Annotated in this window: 18 protein-coding genes and 2 tRNA genes; 7 read left to right on the top strand and 13 right to left on the bottom strand. The window is 40.0% G+C overall.

Annotated elements, in window-relative coordinates; genetic code table 11:
• Positions 1–18 precede the first annotated feature (18 nt).
• The 3 genes from AC1M9N_RS08175 to AC1M9N_RS08165 all read left to right on the top strand — a co-directional run bounded on the left by AC1M9N_RS08175 (position 19) and on the right by AC1M9N_RS08165 (position 3,349).
• A complete protein-coding gene (locus AC1M9N_RS08175; protein ID WP_481610061.1) occupies positions 19–1,281 on the top strand; it encodes a hypothetical protein in 1,263 nt (420 codons plus the stop codon).
• A gap of 303 nt (positions 1,282–1,584) precedes the next feature.
• Positions 1,585–2,325 (top strand): TetR/AcrR family transcriptional regulator, encoded by a 741-nt coding sequence (locus tag AC1M9N_RS08170; protein WP_481596187.1) that lies wholly within the window; start codon positions 1,585–1,587, stop codon positions 2,323–2,325.
• A gap of 70 nt (positions 2,326–2,395) precedes the next feature.
• Positions 2,396–3,349 carry a 2-hydroxyacid dehydrogenase gene (locus AC1M9N_RS08165; protein ID WP_180028624.1) on the top strand — a complete coding sequence of 318 codons (954 nt, stop codon included), beginning with the start codon at positions 2,396–2,398 and terminating at the stop codon, positions 3,347–3,349.
• A gap of 110 nt (positions 3,350–3,459) precedes the next feature.
• On the opposite strand, the gene AC1M9N_RS08160 is transcribed toward AC1M9N_RS08165, so the two are convergent.
• From AC1M9N_RS08160 to AC1M9N_RS08150, 3 genes are all read right to left on the bottom strand, one after another.
• Positions 3,460–4,092 carry a hypothetical protein gene (locus tag AC1M9N_RS08160; RefSeq protein WP_481610896.1) on the bottom strand — a complete coding sequence of 211 codons (633 nt, stop codon included), beginning with the start codon at positions 4,090–4,092 and terminating at the stop codon, positions 3,460–3,462.
• A gap of 374 nt (positions 4,093–4,466) precedes the next feature.
• Positions 4,467–6,485: a CocE/NonD family hydrolase gene (locus AC1M9N_RS08155; RefSeq protein ID WP_481954569.1), complete on the bottom strand. Its 2,019-nt coding sequence runs from the start codon at positions 6,483–6,485 to the stop codon at positions 4,467–4,469.
• Positions 6,486–6,984: 499 nt separating this feature from the next.
• Positions 6,985–7,524, bottom strand: coding sequence for a TetR/AcrR family transcriptional regulator (locus AC1M9N_RS08150; RefSeq protein ID WP_481597537.1), 540 nt, complete (start codon positions 7,522–7,524; stop codon positions 6,985–6,987).
• A 96-nt stretch (positions 7,525–7,620) separates the two neighbouring features.
• On the opposite strand from AC1M9N_RS08150, the gene AC1M9N_RS08145 reads away from it, so the two are divergent.
• Positions 7,621–8,154 carry an HPP family protein gene (locus AC1M9N_RS08145; protein WP_481597538.1) on the top strand — a complete coding sequence of 178 codons (534 nt, stop codon included), beginning with the start codon at positions 7,621–7,623 and terminating at the stop codon, positions 8,152–8,154.
• Positions 8,155–8,350: 196 nt separating this feature from the next.
• On the opposite strand, the gene AC1M9N_RS08140 is transcribed toward AC1M9N_RS08145, so the two are convergent.
• Positions 8,351–8,743, bottom strand: coding sequence for a hypothetical protein (locus AC1M9N_RS08140; RefSeq protein WP_481608880.1), 393 nt, complete (start codon positions 8,741–8,743; stop codon positions 8,351–8,353).
• Between the two features lie 130 nt (positions 8,744–8,873).
• Between AC1M9N_RS08140 and AC1M9N_RS08135 the strand changes: the two genes are divergently transcribed.
• Positions 8,874–9,881 carry an ATP-binding protein gene (locus AC1M9N_RS08135; RefSeq protein WP_481608879.1) on the top strand — a complete coding sequence of 336 codons (1,008 nt, stop codon included), beginning with the start codon at positions 8,874–8,876 and terminating at the stop codon, positions 9,879–9,881.
• Between the two features lie 41 nt (positions 9,882–9,922).
• Here AC1M9N_RS08135 and glyS read toward each other — a convergent pair whose 3' ends face one another.
• Positions 9,923–11,992, bottom strand: coding sequence for a glycine--tRNA ligase subunit beta (gene glyS / locus AC1M9N_RS08130; RefSeq protein WP_481954568.1), 2,070 nt, complete (start codon positions 11,990–11,992; stop codon positions 9,923–9,925).
• Positions 11,992–12,969 (bottom strand): glycine--tRNA ligase subunit alpha, encoded by a 978-nt coding sequence (gene glyQ / locus AC1M9N_RS08125; protein WP_035264216.1) that lies wholly within the window; start codon positions 12,967–12,969, stop codon positions 11,992–11,994. The genes glyS and glyQ overlap by 1 nt, the downstream gene beginning before the upstream one ends.
• 348 nt (positions 12,970–13,317) lie before the next feature.
• Here glyQ and AC1M9N_RS08120 point away from each other — a divergent pair, with 348 nt between their 5' ends.
• Positions 13,318–14,544: a hypothetical protein gene (locus tag AC1M9N_RS08120; RefSeq protein WP_481596196.1), complete on the top strand. Its 1,227-nt coding sequence runs from the start codon at positions 13,318–13,320 to the stop codon at positions 14,542–14,544.
• A 74-nt stretch (positions 14,545–14,618) separates the two neighbouring features.
• Here AC1M9N_RS08120 and AC1M9N_RS08115 read toward each other — a convergent pair whose 3' ends face one another.
• From AC1M9N_RS08115 to AC1M9N_RS08105, 3 genes are all read right to left on the bottom strand, one after another.
• Positions 14,619–16,028, bottom strand: coding sequence for an SLC13 family permease (locus AC1M9N_RS08115; protein ID WP_481596197.1), 1,410 nt, complete (start codon positions 16,026–16,028; stop codon positions 14,619–14,621).
• A gap of 97 nt (positions 16,029–16,125) precedes the next feature.
• Entirely contained in the window at positions 16,126–16,908 is a 783-nt protein-coding gene (locus AC1M9N_RS08110; RefSeq protein WP_481596198.1) for a sulfite exporter TauE/SafE family protein, read from the bottom strand.
• 148 nt (positions 16,909–17,056) lie between these two features.
• Complete coding sequence (locus AC1M9N_RS08105; protein WP_179998741.1) at positions 17,057–17,320, bottom strand: PspC domain-containing protein; 264 nt, start codon at positions 17,318–17,320, stop codon at positions 17,057–17,059.
• A 270-nt stretch (positions 17,321–17,590) separates the two neighbouring features.
• Here AC1M9N_RS08105 and AC1M9N_RS08100 point away from each other — a divergent pair, with 270 nt between their 5' ends.
• Positions 17,591–18,202: a hypothetical protein gene (locus tag AC1M9N_RS08100; RefSeq protein ID WP_481588637.1), complete on the top strand. Its 612-nt coding sequence runs from the start codon at positions 17,591–17,593 to the stop codon at positions 18,200–18,202.
• A gap of 91 nt (positions 18,203–18,293) precedes the next feature.
• Here the strand turns inward: AC1M9N_RS08100 and AC1M9N_RS08095 are convergent.
• The 4 genes from AC1M9N_RS08095 to AC1M9N_RS08080 all read right to left on the bottom strand — a co-directional run bounded on the left by AC1M9N_RS08095 (position 18,294) and on the right by AC1M9N_RS08080 (position 24,019).
• Positions 18,294–18,369: transfer RNA gene (locus tag AC1M9N_RS08095), tRNA-Lys, on the bottom strand.
• A gap of 19 nt (positions 18,370–18,388) precedes the next feature.
• A tRNA-Lys gene (locus tag AC1M9N_RS08090) sits at positions 18,389–18,464 on the bottom strand.
• Between the two features lie 130 nt (positions 18,465–18,594).
• Positions 18,595–20,436 (bottom strand): long-chain-acyl-CoA synthetase, encoded by a 1,842-nt coding sequence (locus AC1M9N_RS08085; protein ID WP_481588638.1) that lies wholly within the window; start codon positions 20,434–20,436, stop codon positions 18,595–18,597.
• A 205-nt stretch (positions 20,437–20,641) separates the two neighbouring features.
• On the bottom strand, positions 20,642–24,019 hold the full coding sequence (locus AC1M9N_RS08080) for an Rne/Rng family ribonuclease (protein ID WP_481954600.1): 3,378 nt from the start codon (positions 24,017–24,019) through the stop codon (positions 20,642–20,644).
• Between the last annotated feature and the right edge of the window lie 17 nt (positions 24,020–24,036).

Below are 24,036 nucleotides of genomic sequence, written 5' to 3'. Positions count from 1 at the left end.
CCCTTTTTTGGAATTGCAATGGATAAGCAAATAGTATTTGAAGACGAACACATCAGAGCAATTTATTTAAAAGGAACAACAGAAACATTGGTTCTCTCTTTTGGTGACTTGATCAGTCGTGCCAAAGGCAATGCCATTAATGCTGAAAAATCCTTAGCCAAATATGACTACAATGTCATAGGTATCATGCCAAAACAAAAGTCATGGTTCCCATCACAGAGCATGCACGCTTTAATCGAGCAAATATCACCTTTGTTGAATCAATTTCAGCGTGTCGTGGCTTATGGTGGTTCTATGGGCGGCTACGCAGCGATTAAGTACAGTAAGCTATTGGGCGCAGCACGTGTGATCTCTATGGTGCCACAATATTCAATTAATCCTGCTGAAATCGAAGACCGCCGTTATACTGATTTTTACGATCCTAACGTCAATGCTGACATGCAAATTGACGCGACAGATATTGCGTCCGATGCAGAATATATCGTGGTTTATGATCCTTACTTTGATCTGGATCGCGAGCACTATGAAAAGATTAAGCCACTTATTCCTCAACTCAATACACTACATTTACCTTATACAGGCCATGATGCGGTTGCTGTATTAGCAAATTCTGCGTTATTGCATGATTTTATTGAACATGAATTTGATGCAACCTACTTTTATCGCCAGATTCGAGCAGTTAAAAAGAACAGTAAATTTTACTATCGAAGCGTGATCGCACATCTGCTTGGCACCCACAATGAAGCATTAGGTAATATTTTAAAAACCATCGATCTACAACTAGACAGTAGCTTTTTTGATGCCAGTCTTAAACAGACGATTACACGTATCTTACTGACCAATAAAAGAGTTGATGAACAAGATTTACAAAAGCTTGGTATTTCGATTCATTTGCCATTTGAAAATAAAACACAACTTCATGACAGCTTTGGCAAAGTCTTGGTCTTTAACGTGATCACCCAAAAATTAGAAAGCTATGAACAACATGTGATTGATATTAATGGTAAGTACATTATTCCATTACATGTGGAAAGTACTGGATTGGCCCAGATTGAAATTAAAAAACAGCACTATCTCATTTGTATGAATGATCGCCGTGTTACCAAATTGATCAAAATGGATGATGCGCTGAGTGCGGATATGAGCCCTTTGATTGTGAAAAAGGGCGAAGGTTTCTTTAGTATCAGTTATAAGCATCTCTATATGCACTGCGATGAGTTAGGAAACTGTATTTTTGAATCAGACACTGTTGGTGAGGCAGAAAAATTTTCAGTGGAGTAAGGCTGAATTTTTCATAGCAATTGATCAAAGCGCTTCGGCGCTTTTTTATCTTTAAGTAAAAAAATATAGAGTGTGTGATAGATCTCAATCTGTCGTAAAAAGCGATATTGTTTAAAATTTACCCGTGTTTATTTTGTAACGAAAGCGATGGAATGACTCTGTTTCATTGTTAAGATCAGGCAATATATAACCAATTTGAATGATTCAAATGATGATGTATTTATGAATATCGGAATATTCATGCATCTTTGACGTGTCTACTTGAGCACAAAAACCCATATAAATGGAATTTAGGTGGGACAGATGAATAAAAAGAAAATTGTAAAAACTGAAACAGGAATGAATCCTCCAAAACAATCGCGTACACATCGCCGTGTTATGCAGGTGATTCAAACTGCTGAAAAACTTTTAGTTAAAATGGGCTTAGAGTCAATTTCAATTCCCGAAATTGCCAATGCTTCAAAAATTCCAAGAGCCAGTATTTATCAGTTCTTTCCGACAAAATATGATCTGTTGCATCATATGGCACAGTTGCATTTGCAGAAACTGGTAAGCTTGCTTAAGGAAGCTGGTTTAAACGTCATACGAGAACATCCGCACGAAAGTATGTCGGCTTATGGTCGAATGGTGGCTGCAGCTGTGATTGAGACCACTGCCAAGTTTTATAATGAATCTGCTGTGGCCCGATTATTGATTTTATCAGGACCACTGAACCGACAAGTATATTTACGTCATCAAATGGAACTCAAACAGTTCAGTCAAGATTTAAGAGATGCACTTAAAGCAATTCGGGTAGATGATTATTTACCGCAACAACCTGACAGTATGTTGATCATTATTGAAATGATCTTTACTTGTATGAAACATGGTTATTACACAGAAGATCGGATTTCTGAACGTATTTGTGAAGAAGCGTATCGTTTGGCAACGGCATATTTAAATGCGCTGAAAGAAGATCAATTTTCCCTAAAAGCACAGCGTGCAGCAACGACGCAATCTGAGACAAAAAAACAGTCAAATCAGCTATTGTTGACCTACAATTAAGCTTACAATCAGTTGAATTATCATGAAAATCTTGCAGTCGAAATGCAGATCAATATTGCTGAGGTTCAACGTGAAAGCTGTTTTTTTGGATCAATTCTCTCTCGATCAGAATGATTTAGATTTTTCGGGGTGGTACCAAGTCTTTGATGAGGTAACATTCTTTGAGCGCACTGATCCAGATCAAGTGCTTGAACGCATTGCGGATGTAGATGTGGTGGTGACCAATAAAGTGGTGATTACGGCAGACATGATGCAACAACGACCGCAGCTTAAATTAATTTTAATTTCAGCCACAGGCACCAATAATGTCGATTTAATCCAAGCAAAAGCTCAAAACATTGTGGTATGTAACTGTCAGGCATATGGTACTGCCGCTGTAGCTCAACATACCATGATGTTGATGCTGAACTTGGCAACGTCTTTTATTCAATATGATCGTGCAGTTCGTGCGGGTGAATGGAATAAAGCGTCACAATTCTGTTTATTAGATTTCCCCATTGCCGAATTGAATGGTAAGACCTTGGGGATTTTGGGCTATGGTGAACTTGGTCAAGCCGTAGCGAAGTTGGCTGAAGCCTTTGGTATGAAGGTGATTGTGGCTCATTTACCAGGACGACCTGCAGCCGCTGATCGTGTCAGTTTAGAAAGCTTGCTGCGTCAATCAGACTTTATTAGCTTACATTGTCCATTAACTGAAACAACACGCGACTTAATTGATGCAGAAGCATTCAGTCTAATGAAAGAAAGTGCATATTTAATTAATTGTGCCCGTGGTGGCATTGTGAATGAACAAGCATTGGCGGAAGCACTAATCAATCGGAGAATCGCAGGGGCAGCGACTGATGTATTGAGTATAGAACCGCCTCAGCAAGGCAATGTGTTATTGAATTCGGATATCCCTAATCTCATTATTACACCACACAGCGCATGGGGAAGCGTTGAAGCACGTCAACGCATTGTGCAACAAGTACAGGAAAACGCAGCTGCATTTAAAGCGGGTCAACCGATCCGTCAAGTTAACTGAAGTTAAGTAATAAAAAAGGTGCTGTGAGAAGCACCTTTTTTCTTGAAGAGATATAAATAAACTCAACCTAATAAATAAACTCCACTTAGGTTTGAATAAAACGACCTGGTTTAACGTGGGACACCTGCATCACTGTCATCTACAGCTGGACTAGAGGTGGTAGCTCCACTATTAGGTAAAGCAACACTTTGACGCTGAATGGTCGGTTCTGCTTCAGGTGCTTGATTTTGACTTGCTAGCGTGGTGTTGGCTGATTGCGCAGTTTCAAGGTTGACTGAATTTTCTTGAACGGGTAAAGCGACCGATGCAGTAGTTAGAGCAGGGGAGGCTGTGACAGCAGGTGCTGTCGTTGGGTTGGGTTGACTCAAACTGCCTCTTTCGATGGGAACACCACCTGCACCGACGAGGTTCTGTTTAGCATGCTGCACAGATTTAACAGTTGTATCCACGCCTTGACGAGCACCGTCACGTAATGCAATCGCTTTTTCATTGGTGAATTCTTTGGTGTTTTGCCAAGCTGAATCGACGGATGGTTTGATTTTAGCAATACCACGCTTGGTCGCATCATCAACGGTGTTGGCTGTATTTTGCAAAGTCTCTTGTGCTTTGACTGCAAGTACTTTGGCTAAATTTGGATTGTCACCGTAAGCAGGATTGTTGCCTGTTAAAGTAGAGTCTTGAGCAAATGTAGTTGCTGAGCTTAGCGTAATACAACTTACCAGCATCGTTTTCATTATGTTCATGAAGGATCCTCTTCTCGGTTCTGTATGGGTGGCGCTGTGACTCAATCGCCTCATCTGTACAAAACTTTTGAATTTTTTATCAGTTTCCAAGCAAACTACATGAGCGATGGGGCTGTTTCAATGTTGAAATGTATCCGTAACGTTGTGCTTCGGCAGTTTTAATGACTAAAGCTACAATTTTTATTCATCTTGTATCGCTTAAAGGCTCTTAGGATACAACGCTACATCGTGTGAATTGGATCGTGGACAACAAAATTAAAAGTAAAGTTTATCCTCCGATTCTAAGACAGGTGTTGATCAAACCAATATATTCAACATAAAAAAAGTCTGAGCATGGATTCATGCTCAGACGCTGTTTATAAGAAATCTAAAAATCAATGCTTCAGATATTGAGTCGGGACTTTTGGTAAAACCACGCTTGATGGGTATTGTGAATTCGAATAGATCGAAATCGATCCCAAAAGCGATGAAGTTAAACTTGGTAATGGGGCAACGCCTTTCCATACATCACTCGAAACCACCGAAATTTGAATACGATGTCCTTTAGGAATAAGCGCAGCAGTTGCTGGAATCTCAACATTGACCAAGACTGGCTTGTTTTTGTCTAAAGGTTGAATATCCGATGCTTTAAATGTATGCCAAGGTTGAATCATTTGTCCTTTGATATAACGAGAACGTGATTCATCAACTTTACGCATGGATGCTGTGATAATACCCGTGCTTAATGTTTTAGCATTGCCCGTTCTTGGGTCCACATCGGATACACGTACGACTAAACCACTGTCTTTTGAGCTGGATGAAATCCACAAGTCAGCTTGTATCGGCCCATTTAAATAATAGTCTTCAGTTAAAGGGACTGAGTTAAAGACCGATGCAGGAATATTCGCCAAGTTGCTATTTTCCAGACATGGGAACGGTAGGATAGACGTTGCACCAATGAGAACTTGTTCAACAGTACTTGAGCATAAACCGAAAGTTGGCGCTTGTAATAAGTAGTTTTCACCAGAGCTTGACGTTGGTCGATCTTTTGCAAGATTTCCACGTGTATTTAAGAATAAACGATCTGGTTCTAATGCTACATGCGGCCAATCCGTACTGACGACATAATCTTCATAACCATGTACCCATTGTGTGACGTTAGGTAGAGTTTCAGCGCCAGTGTTGATGCCTTTTAAATATTGATCAAACCATTGAAGTTGCATTTTGTCTAAACGCGGTATATTACCTTTAGGCAAACTTGGGAAAAGTTGTGCGGCTTGAATGTGTGCCCAAGGTCCAATAAAGGTTTTTACTGTGGTATGACCTTTTAATGCTTCATGCCAAAGCGGTTCACTGCGTTGGAACAAATCACGTGTTCCCCCGACAATAAAAGTCGGAACTTTAATATTATTGGCTTGTTCTAACAGCGATCTTTCTTGCCAAAAGTCATTATCAAAAGCATCAGCTTTGCCTTTTAGAGCATTGGCAAAAAGCGGTATTTGGAATTCTGTACTGTTAATAATTTTATCGAGTGCGGTCAGTTTTCCAGTAATCGGGTCTTGCCCCAAGGTATCAATTGGTAAAGTACCCAACAGTGTAATTAAACTCATCCAAAGTGGAATGAAGTTAGTATTTAGCTGCCCGCCATTGAAAAGAATATCGCGGTACGCATCACCCATAGGTACGATTGGGAACGCTGCCTTGATTGCTGGATGTTGTGTCGCTGCACCCAGCATCGCCGTGATACCTAAATAAGAAACACCATATAAGCCGACATTTCCATCAGAGAAGCTTTGTTTACTTGACCAGTCAATAATTTCATAAGCATCTTGTTGTTCGACTTTGCCAAAAGCTTCCCACTTACCTGTAGAGTTACCTGTTCCACGAACATCTGCAACGACTGTTGCATAGCCACGTTTCACCATTTCAGGGTCTGCACCACCTGCTATTGCTGAAACCTTACCTGCAACCCCTGCGCTATAGGCCGTTTGAATAACAATCACAGGGAATTTTGCATTGATAGGACGACCTGACTCATCCGCAGGGAGCGTGACATAAGTGGCGATTCGCGTTCCATCACGCATGGTAATCCACTGTGCTGGCAAGGTCACCGACTTAGGATATTCAGCAGGTCGATCATACAATTGCCATTGAGCATTGGCATTGGAAAGTGATGGGACTTGAGTTTGACTCGGAGATTGTCTAGTTCCGAGTCGGGTGTTTTTTAATGCAACGGGAGTACCTGGGAGCGTGACATCTGGGGAGGTCACTGGGTCGGGTTGAGGACTTAAATAGCTTAAGTCTGGTGTCACATTTGGAGTTGGATTAATTGTTTTATTCGCTATGCCAATGGTGGTCGCAAGTATCGTGACGCCGATGCCAACAGCAGCATAGAAAGAATTTAGCAATTTCATTACATAATTCCTTTTTGTTTTTCATTTTTGTAGTCGTGCTTGAGTGAAGAATGAAATATGCATAAAGCCAAATCGTTCCATTCATTTTATTTTTATGTCTCATAATCTGATCAAAAAAGATAATTCAGATTAGGCTTTGATGTTGTATCACTGTTTAGTTTAACTAACAAGTTGGGGTCTTGCTGTTTGTCGGATTGGCAATGATGTTTTGATTAAGTATTTTATTTTTAATATAAAAAAATATTGATTGGGTCAGTTTAAAAAATACAACTGTATATAACTTAATCATAATTTAGAAGATATTTCTTCTATCTGATTTCTAAAGAAAATTATAAATTGTGAGCATTTATGCCAATCAGGAGCTTTTATTGAAACTGTAGAAACTCAGCGCTATGTGAGACTTTCACCTTTATGAAAAATCGTGATTAATCAAATTTTTTTACTCTGATATCTGAAGCAATACTGATTTAGGCAAAATATGCGCAGCTTTAAATCAAAGTCATTGCTCGAATAGATGATTTATATTTTTCTTAATCAGAGCACCAAGTTGAGGATCAAATCCATCTACCAAGAATCGGCTAATTAATCCTTCTATTAATGTGTAAATTAATTCGGATAAGTCTTGCCGGCCCATATTCAAGCAATGTGTTGATATTAATTCTTTTATCCATTGCTTATGATTTTGAGCAACTGAGATTATAGATTTATCGTCTTGGTTCGATTCAGCGACAGCTCTAACAAATAAGCATCCTTTAAAGGAGTCTTGTTGAAACCACTGCATATGCCAATCAAAAATTTTGTTTATTGCCGCAAGACCTTCTGATTTGCCGATATATTGAAACAAACTCTCTTTAAATTTTTCATCACGAGCTTTGAGAACGGATTCAACCAACTGCATCTTATTTTTGTAGTACGTGTACATCGTGGTTTTCGAACACCCTGATTGATTTCGAATTAAGTCTACACCTACGCCAACAAAGCTATTTTGGTTAAATAGTTTTTCTGCTGTATCAAGAATTTTTAATGCTGATTTTGACATCCTTGCAATCCTGAAAATAAAAATAGTACAGATCTGTACTATTTTTATTTTATCTGTATTATGCTTTTAAAACAATATTAAAAAGGCGATATCAGTATGATTTCAATTTTTGAAGGAAAAGAAAAACTTACTGCTTTTCCTAAACCGCACGAAATGATTCGGAGCTTTATTGGAGGAACAATTAGTATTTTTTTGCTACTTTTGTTGAGTAAATTAACGGGAAATATTTATATCATGGCGCCTTTTGGCGCAACTTGTGTAATTCTTTATGCAGTATCACAGTCGCCATTAGCTCAACCTAGAAATGTGATTTTCGGTCATTTTATTTCTGCTTTTATCGGTCTATTTTTTCTTAAGTTTTTTCCTGATTCGATTTTGACTGTAGCTTTATCAGTCGGTTGTGCGATTGCCTTAATGCAAATTTTTAGATGTGTGCATCCTCCAGCAGGAGCAAATCCATTGGTCATTTTATTAACAGCAGATTCAATCAGCTATGGATGGAATTTCCTCATATTTCCTGTGCTTTTAGGATCTGTGGCTTTAGTATTGATTGCGATGATTGTGAATAATATTAAACCTAATCATAAATGGCCACTTTACGGTTTAGGTATAATCAAATCCAAGTCATAATTGAAATTTGCATCATTCGATTTTTTTAATCTTATGTGAAACTACCTGAGATAGCCTTTCACTCAAACCTATCTTTTGTGAGACTTGGCATTGGTCGAGTCACTTTATACTCCCCTCTTATAAAAAAAGCACAGTTGGTTTTAGCCAATTGTGCTGTTCTAGTTTATGAATGATCAGATGAATGGTTTTTAGCGTCTTAGAAATGTTCACACTGTTGAAGATTTTTCGCTTTAAAGTGGTTTTTGAGCGCGTTGAAATTGGTTTGTTTTACTGAATCTTGAATATCAAACACGGTTTGTTTGTTTTCGACATCAGCATCTAAATTTGAATGCGCTGACATCAGTTGCTCCCCTTGGAAGAACCAGTATTCAGTGGCTTTGCCTGTTGCAAAGTTGCCAGTGAACTCGATCAGACAGTTTTCTTTTTGTTTGATGAGTCGTGCTAAGTTGTCTTTGGTTTCAGGCTCAACAGCAATGTTTTTGTGTTGTTCTAATACGATAGGGGTATTGGGATTTGATGGTATTGAAGAGCAGGCTGTAAGAGCTAAACATGTTAAAGCTGAAATAACTAAAGATTGAGTTTTCATCATAAGTTTTATATTCTGAACTATATAAATTTAAGTATATGAATTTTAAATAACATTGCCTATAGGGAGAAGATTGGGGTTGTGTCTTTTAATAAATATAAAAGAGTTTATTTTTGGAAGTGAAGAGTAATATATGACAATTCATCAGAACACTATCTTATTAGAAGCAAACTATTTAACTCTATCAATTCTGAATGATTTCAATAATAAATTAAAAGAGAATTATTATGCTGAAAAAGTGGTTATTGATCTAACTGGTGTTAATTTTTATGATCCTCAGACTATTCTTTGTTTAGCATTAATACTCAGAGACTTTAAGAAAGCTAGAGGAATCAGAAATACTCTTATTTCAATTAATCAAACACATAATTCAATCGGGTATTTGGCACATATAGGCTTTTTTGATTTTATCGGTGTAAATTTTGGTAACAAGATTGGTCAGGTAAAAGCTGGTGAGAGCTTTGTTCCAATTAGAAAGATAGATAAACAAGTACTATTAAATGAAAGTTTCGAAACTGGGAAAAGTTTACAAGATTTGATTCAGGAAGAAGCAGCTTATGTCGCTCGGGTGTTAGTAGGAGCAAATTTTAATAAACAAGTTTATTTAACAATTGCTTATTCCATTAGAGAGACAATAAGGAATGCTTTGGAGCATTCAGAAAGAGATGTTTGTTATGTATGCGCACAAAGGTGGAAAAATAATAGAGCTCAAATTGCTGTTGTTGATGAAGGAATAGGGATTCTTAGTTCACTAAGTAATGCTCAGATCGATGTGGATAAGGAAAATTTTTTAAAAATTGCTTTACAGGCAGGATTATCCAGAACATTAAATTTAGATGAAGATAAAAATATACATGGTAATTCGGGATTTGGTTTATATGTTTTACAACATTTAGCTAAAAACTTTGGCCGTATGACTCTCTCGAGTTCAGGTAAAACAATGATTATAAAAAATAAAAAAACTGAGAACGAAGAAAGAGTAAATGGTTTCACAGGAACATGCGTGTCAATTGAGTTTTCAATGTATCCAAATGATATTGAAGATGTTATTTCTATGATTGCTGACTCAGGTGAAGAAGAAGCACGAGAAGCAGGAAGAATTGTCAAGGCCTCTACTCGAAGTCGATCTGTTAATGTATAAAAAAACCCGCTTTAAAGCGGGTTTTTTTATTTAACTGAACCTTAGTGCTGTAACACTGAAATATCAGCAACTTTCGTAAACAAGTCACGAAGTTGAGCAAGCATGCGTAAACGGTTCGCTTTTAATTCAGCATCATCTGCCATGACCATCACACCATCAAAGAATGCATCTACAGGCGCACGAAGTGCAGCAAGTGCAGACAATGCAGCAGTGTAGTCTTTCGCAGCAAATAACGGCTCAACCACAGGCGTAATTTTCGCAAGTTCAGCGAACAATGCTTTCTCAGCATCTTCAACCAAGTTTGCTTCAACCACAGCGCCTTCAGGTGCAGCTTCTTTCGCAAGAATGTTTGCAACACGCTTGTTTGCAGCAGCAAGCGCAGCCGCTTCAGGTAATGCACGGAAGTGATTTACCGCATTTACACGTTTGTCAAAATCAAGAGGAGATTTTGGTGACAACGCTTGAACAGCTTGAATTACATCAACAGCAACGCCTTGGTCTTCGTATTTCGCACGGTAACGACCTTCAAGGAATGCAACAGCATCGTTTAAAGTCTTGTCGTGGTCTTTTAATACATCGCCATAAGCAGCAAGTGCAAGTTTGATCAAGTCTTCAATTGACACATCAAGCTCGTTTTCAGTCACTAAACGTAAAATACCAATTGCAGAACGACGAAGCGCAAACGGGTCTTTAGAGCCTGTCGGTGCTTGACCAATACCAAAAATACCTGTGAGCGTATCTAAACGGTCAGCAAGGGCAATCGTTGTACCTGTTTTAGTTTTTGGTAAAACGTCACCAGCGAATTTAGGTAAGTACTGCTCACCTAAAGACTCAGCAACTTCATCATTTTCACCTTCAAGACGTGCGTAGTAAGTACCCGCAATCCCTTGAAGCTCTGGGAATTCACCCACAAGCTCAGAGGTTAAGTCACATTTTGCAAGAAGCGCAGCTTTTTCAGCGTCTTGAGGGTTTGCACCTGTAATTGGCGCTAAAGCAACAGCGAGTTTTGCAATACGTGTCGATTTGTCCCAAAGCGTACCCAATTCTGCTTGGAAGACCATATTGGCAAGTTTCTCTTTACGAGAAGCAAGCGGTTGTTTTTGGTCTTGTAAGAAGAAAAATTCAGCATCAGACAAACGTGGACGAACCACTTTCTCGTTACCTTCAATAATTTGTGTCGGGTCTTTCGACTCAATGTTTGACACAGTAATGAAGTACGGTTGAAGTTTATTGTCAGCATTCACTAAGCAAAAGTACTTTTGGTTGTCCTGCATCGTCGTAATCAATGCTTCTTGAGGAACCGCAAGGAAGCGTTCTTCAAAACTTGCACGAAGTGCAACAGGCCATTCTACAAGTGCAGTTACTTCATCACGAAGATCCGCAGGCACAATTGCAATGGCATTGACTTCATCAGCCAATGCTTTAACTTGACTATCAATGATTGCTTGACGCTCTTCAAAGTTTGCCACAACGTAAGCTGCTTTAAGCTTGCTTAAGTATTCGTCAGCGTGAGTCAACGTGATTGCTTCAGGTGCATGGAAACGATGACCAAACGTTACGTTACCTGCTTTGTGATCTTGAATGATTGCATCAACAACGTCGTTGTCTTTAAGCAATACCACCCATTTTACTGGACGTACAAATTCGGTACGGCTTGCCGCTGAACGCATACGTTTCGCAATTGGAAGATTGTCCAATGCATTTTGTAAAATTTGTGGAAGTAAAGCATCAAGGCTTTGACCTTTGACATCTTTTAAGTAGCAAACTTTTTCGACTTTACCCGCTTGAAAAGTCGAGATTTGATCAACCGTGATGCCTTGACCACGCATAAAGCCTTCAAGCGCTTTAGTTGGGTTACCATCAGCATCAAACGCTGCTTGTTTAGCAGGGCCATCAAAACGTTTTTGCGTATCTGCTTGCGCGCCATCTACATTTACGATTTTAAGGGCAAGACGACGTGGTGCAGCATAAGCTTCGATAGAATCAAACGTTAAGCCTGCATCTTTTAAGCCTTTAACGGTTTCTGCTTGTAGTGCATCACGTAATTTTTTAAGGCTTTTTGGTGGAAGTTCTTCACAACCTAATTCGAACAAAACGGTATGTTTAGACATTATTTGCTCTCCTCAGATTTTGCTTCTGCTTCAACTTGTGCCTTTAACTGTGCCAATACCTCATCACGTAATGCTGGTTCTGCCATTGGGAAACCAAGTTCCGCACGTGCAGCCACATAAGCATTTGCAATTGAACGCGCCAATGTACGTACACGTAAAATATAACGCTGACGTTCAGTCACAGAAATCGCGCCACGTGCATCAAGTAAGTTAAAGCTATGCGACGCTTTAACCACTTGCTCATACGCAGGAAGTGGAAGTTTTGCTTCGATTAAACGTGTTGCTTCAGTTTCATAGAAGTCGAAGAGTTCAAACAGTTTATCAACAGGTGCGTATTCAAAGTTATAAGTCGACTGTTCAACTTCATTTTGATGGAATACATCACCATAAGTCACTGTACCAAACTGACCTTTAGTCCAAACCAAATCGTAAACTGAGTCTACACCTTGCAAGTACATTGCAAGACGCTCTAAACCGTAAGTGATTTCTCCAGTAACAGGGTAGCACTCAACACCACCGACTTGTTGGAAGTAAGTGAACTGAGTCACTTCCATGCCGTTTAACCATACTTCCCAACCTAAGCCCCACGCGCCAAGCGTTGGAGATTCCCAGTTGTCTTCTACGAAACGAATGTCATGTACCAACGGATCAATACCAATCGCTTTAAGCGAGTCAAGATACAGCTGTTGGATGTTGTCTGGGTTTGGCTTAAGTACCACTTGGAATTGGTAGTAATGTTGCAAACGGTTTGGGTTTTCACCATAACGACCGTCTTTCGGACGACGTGAAGGTTGAACGTATGCAGCGTTCCAAGTTTCAGGCCCTAATGCGCGTAGGAAAGTTGCAGTGTGGAATGTACCTGCACCCATTTCCATGTCGTAAGGCTGTAACACGACGCAGCCTTGCTCCGCCCAGTAGTTTTGTAAGGCAAGAATTAAGCCTTGGAAAGTATCAATATGCGATATGGCGCGACTCATGGTCTTCCACTTAAAATTAGAGAAAAATTGCGCTCAATTATAAGGACTTTAGCAGGGAGTGGCAAAGGTTAGTCCATAAATTTGTGCGGCCAACTCAATTGCTAAAAAGTTTGCATACTTGGAGCAGAACGACATCTGTAGTGTTCTTGCCTACATGTTGAAGTTTTTAATCAGATGGCAGGAAATCAACCTCAGTTGATTTCATTTTTACTTTAACTTTTGGCTTTTCAGTGGAGATATTTCATCTGAGATAATGAATAAATCTTTGAATCTCTGTATCACTATGTTATAAATGTTATGTTATAACATTTCAAGTGTAATGTATTGTCATAATAAGAGATGATCTCCATGAAAAACCAATTACCAAAGATCAGCATTTTGCTTTCAGCTATTTTACTGACAGCTTGTGGTGGTAGTGATAACAACAAATCAAATCAGAATAATCCGCCTGAAAAACCAACAACTGTGGTAAATCAAGAGGGGAGACTTTTGATCATCAATGATCAAGTCGATCGACCAGAATTGAGTTTATTCGATTTAGAACAGCAAAAAGTCATCGATGTTAAACAACTGAAGACGATGCCATTTGCGTTACATAGCAGTCCCAGTTCACGTTATGGCATCTTGATGGATCGAGTTGGTGGCACTGTTAATTTTTATGACAGCGGTTTAAGTGATAAGGGAACTGCTTCACCTCAGTTATTGAACTTCCAACTCAATGGTGCTGCACCTACGCATTATCGGAATTTTAATGGTCAGGCTGCTATTTTTTATGATGGTAGCGAGACTGAAACATCAAAATTTGATGTATTTACAGATGCAGGAATCGCTTCAAAAAATGTGGCATCGCAAAAGCTGCCATTTAAACATCATGGTGTAGCTGAACCGTTGGGTGAGTATGTATTGAGTTCATATTCAGGATCAGGCGAAACATTAGCAAGTGTGGTGAGAAATTACGAACTGCATGGTGATCATTTCCATGGTCAAAATAATTTAGAAAATACGTGTCCAGGTTTGCACGGGGCTTCATCGGTTAAAGGTTATAGTGCATTTGGCTGTGAAGACGGCGTATTGCTTGTCGAGCATGGTGTTGCAGGTCTTTTTAAAGACTCGAAGATTAAGTTGGACGTTCGTATTGGTACAGTCGTTGGCCAAGCCAATGCGCAAGAGCTAGTTGGATTGGCATCCGCTACACCTGATTTATTCATTATCAATGGTGCAAATAAGTTGGTTCAACAAATTCCATGGACTGAGAAAGATACCAATGTGAAACGTCTTCAGCAGACGTATAGCCAATCTGGCGATTATTTCGTGATACTCGATTCATTGGGGCAATTGGTGATTTTAGATACTGAGTCTTGGACAGTGAAACATCGTATTCAAGTGATTGAGCAAGGTTCAGAAGCGATAGAGAAGGCAGCGCTGATTGCGCATGGTCAGCAAGATCGTGTTTTCATCAATAATGTGGTGACGAAACAGATTCATGAGATTGATTTGAAATCGGCCAAGATTGAACGCAGTATCAAGCTAGATGCCGTACCACAAAAATTCACTTGGTTGGGTGTTGCAAAATAAATAAAAGACTGGCTTTGAATCGACAAGAAAAAAGCACGATATCGTGCTTTTTTCTTTTTTGAACATTTTTTAAATTAGCTAAAGAACCAATAGATAAATAGTGACACAATGAAAATACACATTATATTCAGGACGAATCCGACTTTCATCATTTCAGACTGTTGAATATGTCCGGTACCAAATACGATGGCATTTGGTGGTGTCGCAACAGGAAGCATAAATGCACAAGAAGCACCAATGCCGATCACAATAACTAAAATTTCCTTAGGCATACCCATTTGATCGGCAATCGCTGCAAAGACTGGTACTAACAGTGCAGCAGATGCAGTGTTACTGGTGAATTCAGTCAAGAAGATAATGAACGTAGCAACGACGAAAATAATGAGGAGTGGGGAGGCATCACCAAAGGCATTGGCTAGGGTTTGACCAAGCACCAATGAACTGCCTGAATCTTTTAAAATTGCACTGAGGGTTAAACCACCGCCAAATAAAAATAAAACGCCCCAATCCGTATTTTCAGCGACTTGTTTCCATGTTGCAGTTCCGATAATCACGACCAAGCATGCTGCTAACACAGCAATCCAGGTATCAGGTTGAGTGATACCAAAAGTATCGGTGAGCTTTTTACTGAAGATCCAAGCGATAGCTGTGCAGACAAACAATATCATTGTTGCAATTCGAGTGCCTGTCCAAGGGATATCCTCAGTCACAAATTGGACTTTATGGTTGAGCTTAGGTCTAAGTACCAGATAGAGACTCAAGAGCATGGCAGGTAAAATGAGCAGCATCATCGGTAAACCGATTTTCATCCAATCTGCAAAATCATAGTCTAAAGCCTTAGCCGCGATTGCATTTGGTGGAGAGCCAACCATGGTCCCTAAGCCACCAATACTTGCAGAATAGGCAATACCTAACAGGATAAAAACAAATGTTTTTCGATCTCGACTGACATCTAAATGTGAAAGTAAACCAAGGGCAAGTGGAAGCATCATTGCTGCAGTCGCCGTATTTGAAATCCACATAGATAAAAGTGCTGTTACAGCAAAAATCGCTATTACAGAGATGCCGAGATGACCACCAGACATAGAGATGATCCACATCGCAATTTTTTTATCGAGCTTTTGAATATGCAGCGCGGTCGCTAATGCGAAGCCACCAAAAAATAAAAAAATCACAGGATCTGCAAATGTAGCTAATGCCGCTTGTGTTGTGATTGGTATAAGCTCATCGCCTTTAGCCATAGGCATCGCGAGAAGAACCGCGAGTACGGGTACCAATAGGGCGGTAATCGTGATATGGATGGCCTCAGTCAGCCATAAAATGCCGATAAAGCAAAGTAATGCCAACCCTTTATTGGCGTTTTCATCATAGGGTAAGACTTGATAGAGTCCATAAGAAATAAAAGCGGCGATCAGTATCAACACCCAACCTTTGATGAGCCCTTTTGGCATCATGTTGGTTGGGGTCGCGAGTTGTTCCGTCATATTCGCTCCTTTTGAATGTCGCTATAGGTTTTATAGTTGCATGTATTAAACTTCTTAATTCTGAAGAATGAATATCCTTATCACTTTTCAAAATATACTATTTAAACAATGAAATCGATTGTTCTAATAAATTATAGCTTTGCCACAGGGCTTGAATACCGAGCAAAAGTAATAGGATCAATACTGTATTTTTAAAAAACTGTTGAGAGATGTGTTGCCTGATCCGTCCTCCGATCCATACCCCAAATATTGCAAAAACACAGATCAACATGACTAAAAGTTGTTGATGCTTATCAATATTGACCAAAATTGGGTAAAGTAGAAGGAGTTGTATCAATTTGCTGGCGATAAAGCTTAAATTACTCACGATCACAATATCGGTTTTACTCAGCTGACAGCTGAGTAAATACATCATTAGAAATGGTGCCATTGCATTGGTAGCACCACCGATAATGCCTGCTAACAGACCGAATATCAGCATATTGAGCACTGACGGGCTGACGGTGAATGAATGTTGTCGTAATTGATCAATCACATACAGTACCATCACCATGCCAAGTAAAAGCTTTAAATAACCTTCATTGAGCCACAATAAAAGTTTCACCCCAAGCAGACTGCCAACTAAGCTACTTAGAATAAGGGGAAAAAATCTTATGCTGTAGTGTTGAATGCTCTGCCATATTGAATACTGAGGGTGAGCAGTTAGCAGAATTAAATTTAAAATGAGACAGGGAAGAATGACCAAAGTGACAGCGAGGCTGAGCGGGAGTTGAGTAGAGAGTACGGCGGTACTCATCATGGGAAAGCCGAAACCGCTCAGGCCATGTAATAATGCGGCCAGTGCGCATAGCCACAATACCATCCATTCCGACTGTGCCATTGATTGTCCATATTTATTGTTTTGTTCAAGTTAGCGCTATTTTGAGAAAGATGCAAAATGAGAATAAAAAAAAACACGATAATTGGGGGAAATTATCGTGTTAAAAAACTCACCCGAGGTTGTGTGGGTGATTGAGGGTAAACTCAAGTTAAAGCGGTGATCTGTCCTGATGTACAGTGCGCATTGGACGATCATAAGTATTTGAATGTTCGTGCTGAACTTTATTTTTTGGCATCACTAACCAAAGCACTAAGTACACTAAAATTCCTGGAAATGCAGCGCTCATCACTGACACTAGAACAAAAATAATTCGTAATAAATTCGCATTCCAACCAAAACGTTCAGCAATACCGCCCATCACACCAGCAATCATGTTAGAGCGGTTTGAGCGATATAAACCAACATTGGCCATTGAGTTCTCCTTTAGAACCTAAAATAGTCATGAAATAGACTTCGCAATTTTTCTTTAACGTTTGTCTATACATTTTATATGGAGAATAATTTTTAGTTTTAAAGGAGATTATTCAAAAAATATCGTAATTTTATGTAATGAAAAAGATAAAACCTTGATGTGGTATAGGTTCTGCATAAATAGTCAGATCAGTCTAATACTTGTATATCCCTATTTTATAAGGATAATATTTTTATACATCGCAATTTATGAAATGGCTCAAGATATAAAATGATGAATTTAAATTTTAAAGTTCATTCAATCTCAATGTTCAGCATTATCGCCATCATGAATATTGCACTTGCGGCATGTAGCCAGAATGAATCGCCACATATTGAACACATCAACCAAATTCAGGAGTCGCATACGCCTGAGTCTTCTAACTCATTAACGAATGTCGCAGGTAAGGCACGGCCTCCAGTTCAAGAGAATGCGGATACAACACCGCAGTCTGTTGCTAAAGAATGGCAGAAATTTGTAGGTCGTTACCAAACCACCATGCAATGTGATGATGGCTTTGCTCGTTGTGATAAGGGTGAAGCTGAGTTTATTATCAATTTATTGGCTGATGGCACAGCTCATCGTATTTTTATGCATCGTGGTAAGGTTGAATTTACAACGCAACGTCAATATCGCCAAGATCGTTGGTTGTATGATCCGCATCACCATCAAATCATTATTTTGAGAGAGAGTGGGGTTCAGTTTTTTTACGATTTGGATGAGCAGGGTAATATGGTCATGGATCTTGATAAAATTGCCAATGCAACGGAAGTGAACCAAACTTTCTTTAAAGACAATCCGCTTCCGTCACGTGCATATACTTTGCAACGTCAAAAGCTTTGAAGATATAAGAATTGATCCTCTATGAGGGTAGCTTGTATTATATTGCAGGCAATAAAAAAGCCTTTCAAGATGAAAGGCTTTTTTAAGAATCTGGTGGGTCGTCCGCGACTCGAACGCGGGACCAACGGATTAAAAGTCCGCTGCTCTACCAACTGAGCTAACGACCCATAGGGGTTTCAAAATAAGTGGTGGGTCGTCCGCGACTCGAACGCGGGACCAACGGATTAAAAGTCCGCTGCTCTACCAACTGAGCTAACGACCCATCTCGTTTTGATGTTGCGTATTTTAGCAAGTTATTTGAGTAGCGCAAGTAAAAAATATAAAACTTTGTTACGTTTGGCTAGAAATGACACAATTTCGTGTTTTCTAGCCAAAAAACAATCGATTTTAGCTTAAAAACGATATTTATACTGTTCAATATTTTTCAGAATCTCTTCATTTAAATCGCAATATGCATCTTCATTTGGTAATAAAACCAAAATACGATCTGAAGTTTTGTCTGGAAAATAAGCTTCTTCCTTTAACTTACTCTTTTGATATTTAAATGTTCCTGTGGTTTCGAGTGTTTTCTGTACACGTAAGAACACTGGAACCGCATAGCTTGGCAAAGACTTCTTAAAGAACTGAGCCATATCGGATAAATCTTGCTCATTTAGTTCAGCACCTTCTGCTAAAGTGATGGCTGCCATACCTGCACGACCGTTAGTATTTGGAATCTCAACGCCGTATACCACTGCTTCTGTGATCTTTTCATAATCACTACAAATATTTTCAACTTCAGTTGTAGAGACATTCTCACCTTTCCAGCGGAAGGTATCACCGAGACGGTCAACAAATTGAGCATGGCGGCACCCGATATCTCGCACGAGGTCACCTGTGATGAAATAAGAATCTCCTTTGGTAAAAACATCATGCATGATCGAGGATTTATTCTTTTCTGGATCGGTATAACCATCAAATGGAGAGCGATTGGTAATTTTACCAATCAATAAGCCTGTTTCACCTTTTTTGACTTTAATACAATGACCTTTTGCATCACGAATAGGGGCTTCCTTTTCCTTGTCATATTGGATGATGGCATAAGGAATAGGAGAGAAACCTACGGTATTATCGAAGTTTAAAATATTGGAAAAGCCGACATTACCTTCACTTGAAGCATAAAGTTCGAGCACTTCTTCAATGCCAAAGCGATTTTTAAATTTATCCCAAATATTTGGACGCATGCCGTTACCAATCATCTTGGTGACGCGATGATTGCGATCTTGGTGTGATTCAGGTGCATCTAGAAGATAGCGACATAGCTCACCAACATAGCCAATTGCTGAAGCATTAAATTTTTGAACATCTTTCCAAAAAGAAGAGGTTGAGAACTTACGACGAATCGCTAGTGTCGAACTACCAGCAATTACACCACACCAGCACACCACCATGCCTGTAGCATGATAAAGCGGTAAAGTGACATACATAACGTCATCTTTATTTAGATTGAGGACATGACCATATGTGCCATACGCTAACATCCAACGACTATTGGTAAAGACTACGGCTTTTGGTAAACCTGTTGTGCCAGACGTATAGATGTAGAATAAGCCGTCAGCACCAGTCACCTTATGTGTTTCCGCTAGATTATCTTTAGATTCAGATAAAATTTCTTGTGCAAGATTATGATAGCCTTCAGGTGCTTGACCAGCATTTTGGCGTGTATTTTGATCAGCAAACCAATAGAGCTTATCTTTTGCGACAGTCAGTTGTTCGCGTACTTCATCGACAGCTTCACGGCATTCTTCACCGACAATTACGCCGATTGGTTTAACCAAATTAATACTATGGGTAAGTACCTTACCTGTTTGAGACGTATTGACGAGCGCTGAAACAACCCCAATTTTTGCAAGACCAATGACGGTGGCAATAAGTTCACTACGGTTTTCAACAATGACCGCAATCACATCACCTTTTTTTGCACCCTTAGCGATGTAGTAGTGTGCAATTTGGTTTGCCCAATCATTTAGTTGTTGGTAGGTATATTTCTGATCTTCACATAACAGCGCAATACCTTGAGGATTTTTTTGCGCTGCACGCTCAAAAGCGAGGGCAAGACCTGCTGGCGTTTTAGGGGTACGTAAATAAGCCTGTTTGAGCCCGACAAGAATATTTGGCAACTTCGTGACCAAATGTGGGAGTCGTGCTGCTACGTCTTTGATTCCAATGAGATCGTTTTGATAAGTCTGGCTCATACTGGTCCTATTTTTTGTGATATTCCGTTTAGTCTTTAATTTTTCGCAAGTTTTTTACTTGGTTTTGTCACTGAATATCTTATCCATTTTGAAAAATTGATCAATTCTGAACAGGATTTTTCAGTCAAAACTTTAAAGACCATAACAAAAAAACCTAGCCACCGTAATGACTAGGTTTGTCAAAAGCTAATGTAGTTTAAGCAAATTACTCAGCTGATGGTGTTGCTTTTTTTGGTGGGCGACCACGAGGGCGACGCGGACGAACAGGTTTATCTTCTTCCTGCTGTTCTGCATCATCCTTATCTGCTTCAGCTTGTGCAGATTTATCTTCAGCACTTACGGCAACTTCCGCCACTTCAACTTTCGCAGTTTCTGCTTCTGTAGACGCAACTTCAGTTGATTCTGAAGATTTTTCTTCAGGTTGCTGTTGTGAAGAAGTTTGAACTTTTTCTTCAGTCTTCACTTCAGATTGAGTCACTTCAGCTGTCTGTGTTGCTGTTTCTTGATGTGCAACTTCAGATGTTGCATCAGCTGCTTGTGGAGCATCCGTAACAGGTGCTTCAACTTTCACGGCTTCTTGTGCTGCAACTTCTTCAAGGCGCGCTTGTTTTGCTTGCTCTGCTGCAAGTTTTGCAAGACGACGACGCTCACGTGGATCGTTTGCAACACGCTTATCAGACACTGGTTTTGGAGGTGTTAAGTCCAACACAGGTGCAGGCTCTTTTTCAGCTGGAGCTTGTTGAACAGCGACATCACGTGTTACTGGTTTTTTCTCAGTAGCAGGTTCAGCAGATTGAGTATTTAAACTCGCTGCATACTGTTCAGTGAACTTTTGCAATGCGCGATTGAAGGTTGGAATTAATCCAAATTGCTCAATCAATACAGAGCAATCCGCACCATAAACATGTTGAATTAAACTTAAAACCGTATGTTGTGCTAAAGCTGGCACTTGTGAAGGGCGAAGCTTCGGCGCATCTGATTTTGCTTTCTGGTCATGTTGATGCTTGTTACGACGACGTTGACGTGGGTCGTTACTTGCACGTTGTGGTGCTTGTTGAGGTTTAACCTCAGCTTCAATGACAGGTTCATCAACCGTAATTTCCACTTGAGGTGCTGACACTTCAGCGTCTGTCACAACAGGTGCTGGAGCAGTTGCTACAGGTGCTGCTACTTCAGGCGTTAATGCAACAATCTCACTTTGTGCTTGATCAACATTAACCACTAACGCTGTTTTAAGCTCATCATTACGAGGTACATCAATTAAATCAACTTTAACTTGAGCTTCTGGAGCAAGAGGTGCTGAAGATTGTTCTTGATTTAATACACTTTGATCGCGGTGACGATTTGGGCGTTGTGGACGTTGTGCATTACGGTCACGACGTGGCACAGCTTGTTCAGTTTGTGCTTCGAAAGCCGTCTCGTTTTGTTGAGGGCGCTTTTGATGACGTTTCTGATCACGCTGTTCTTGGCGTTGCTCATGACGGTTTTCATTGCGTGACTCATGACGATTGTCTTGACGTTGTTCATGGCGAGGTGCCTGTACAACTTCTTCAATCACATGTTGATCTGCGTTAACTTCGCGTGTGTCACGTTGCTTATTGCGATTTTTCTTATTATGACGTTGTGGACGCTCGTCTTTTTCAGTTTGGCGTTCTTGGTCACGTGCATCATTTTTCGCAACAGGCGTATGTGAAATATACGCATTTGTCTCAACAGGTGTAGATGCTTCAATTGCCACAGGCGTCACAGGTGCAATTTGACCAAATTGACCGCGACTTACTGCACCACCGTTCACCATTTGTTCAATTGCAGCCGCTGCAGAGTTAGCCGTACGCGATTGGTCAATCGTACTCGCTTGTTTTTGAACAAAAAGATTTTCTAACCATGCGCATGGGCTAGTTGCTGGAGCAGCTACTGCTGGGGCAGTTTTTTGTGCTACCGTAGGTTGTGTAGCATTTTGATTGTTTTTATGACGCTTATTGCCTTTTTCCTGCGTTACAGGGGCATGCGTAGGTAGAGCTGTATGCTCTTCTTCTAAGTGCCATTCTGAAGACTCATAACCCAACTCTTTTTCACTAGAACGAGTCGCTTCAGTACGTTCATAGCTGGTTGGTGCAAAGCCTTCAGGATTATACGAGATTTCGTAATGTGGCGTTTCTAAATGCGGGTGAGGGAGTACAGTCACACGTACATTTGAAGTTTGCTCCAAATATACGAGGCTATGACGTTTTTCATTGAGAAGGAATGCTGCAATTTCAACAGGAACTTCTACTTGAACTTCACCTTGACGCTCACGAAGTGCAATTTCTTCAACTTTACGCATGATTGAAAGTGAAAGAGAACGCAAGTCACGAACCATACCTGTGCCATGACAACGTGGACATACATAGCCAGTCGCTTCTTCTAAAGAAGGGCGTAAACGTTGGCGACTCATTTCCATTAAGCCGAAACGAGACAATTGACCGAACTGGATACGTGCACGATCACTTTGAGTTGATTCACGCAGTTTCGCTTCAACCATACGTTGATTGCGTTCTTTGGTCATATCAATGAAGTCAATCACGACCAGACCACCGATATCACGTAAGCGAAGTTGGCGAGCGATCTCTTCTGCTGCTTCTAAGTTAGTACTAAGCGCAGTTTCCTCTACATCGTGACCACGAGTAGATTTTGCAGAGTTAATATCGATCGAAACCAATGCTTCTGTTTGGTCAATGACAATTGAACCACCAGAAGGAAGCTTAACTTCACGCTCGTAAGCTGTTTGAATTTGACTTTCGATACCAAAATGAGCAAATAAAGGCTCATTCAAAGTATATGTTTTTAACTTGTCTAATTGGTTCGGCATCACGGCTTTAACAAAGTTATAGGCTTCGTTATAAGCTTGTTCAGAATCAATTAAAATTTCTGCAACATCATCACGTAAATAGTCGCGAATTGCACGAGTAACTACACCAGCTTCCTGATGAACCAACATTGGAGAAGGTCCAGAATTTGCTGTACTTTGGATGCGTGCCCAAAGATCGAGAAGGTGCTGAAGATCAAGTTGCAGCTCTTCTTGTGAGCGACCAATCCCTGCAGTACGTACAATCACGCTCATCCCACGAGGTACATTTAAAGACGCCAACATTTCTTTCAATTCTTCACGAACTGAACCAGAAATTTGACGACTAATACCACCACCTTTCGGGTTGTTTGGCATTAAGACCAAGTAACGACCAGCAAGGGAAATAAAAGTTGAGAGAGCAGCGCCTTTGTTGCCACGTTCCTCTTTTTCAACTTGAACTAAAAGCTCAGTACCTTCAGTGATTAACTCACGAATGTTTGAAGTTTGACGAGGGTCAGCTTTGTAATATGAGTTTGCGATTTCACGCATTGAAAGGAAGCCTTGACGGCCTGCACCATATTCTACAAACACAGCTTCAAGAGATGGCTCAACGCGAGTCACATGACCTTTGTAGATATTGGCTTTCTTTTGTTCACGAGTACGATTTTCTAAATCGAAATCGTAAAGACGGTGACCAGTGATGAGTGCAACGCGAACTTCTTCGGCATGTGTTGCATTGATCAACATACGTTTCATGGGTGTAACACCTAATA

The sequence above is a fragment of the Acinetobacter sp. ANC_7655 genome, assembly GCF_056784015.1.
Note: the sequence above shows the minus strand (reverse complement) of the source record. Positions and strands in the feature narration are given on the sequence as shown.